The 413-nt window shown below is 75.3% G+C and carries 1 protein-coding gene; it reads left to right on the top strand.

All coding sequences use genetic code 11. The features are described from left to right. Window positions 1-23: 23 nt before the first annotated feature. A partial coding sequence (locus tag JZ791_RS47475; protein ID WP_216904008.1) for a nitrate- and nitrite sensing domain-containing protein occupies window positions 24-413 on the top strand: 390 nt, incomplete at its 3' end.

Here is a 413-nt window from a genome sequence, read left to right as displayed (position 1 = left end):
TCCTGGGGGTGATCGCTCTGCTCATGGGCGCCCTGCCCACGGTCCTGTATGTGCGCGGGTCGCTGCAGGACATCGGGGCCGCCCAGCGCGAGAGCCGGGGCGCAGCGCCGCTCATCGCGGTGAACCGGGTGGTGCAGCAGCTGCAGGTGCACCGCGGCCTGTCGGCGGCCATGCTGGGCGGTGACGAGGCGCTGGCCGCGCGGCGCCCTGCCGCGCGCGACGCGCTCAACCAGGCATTCGCGGAGGCGGGCAAGGCGTTCGCGGAAGCCGGCGTGCCGGAGACCCAGGTGCGCGCCTGGGCGCAGGCCGAGCAGACCTGGCGCGCGCTGGAGCAGGCCGTGGGCACGCGCGCGCTGCAGCCGCCGCAGAGCCTCGCGCAGCATACGCAGCTCGTGGCGGTGCTGATGCAGATC

This window comes from Nocardia alni, assembly GCF_019038435.1.
Taxonomy (GTDB): Bacteria; Actinomycetota; Actinomycetes; order Mycobacteriales; family Mycobacteriaceae; genus Nocardia; species Nocardia alni.
The sequence above is the reverse complement of the archived record's forward strand: the minus strand, read 5'-3'. Positions and strand labels throughout refer to the sequence as shown.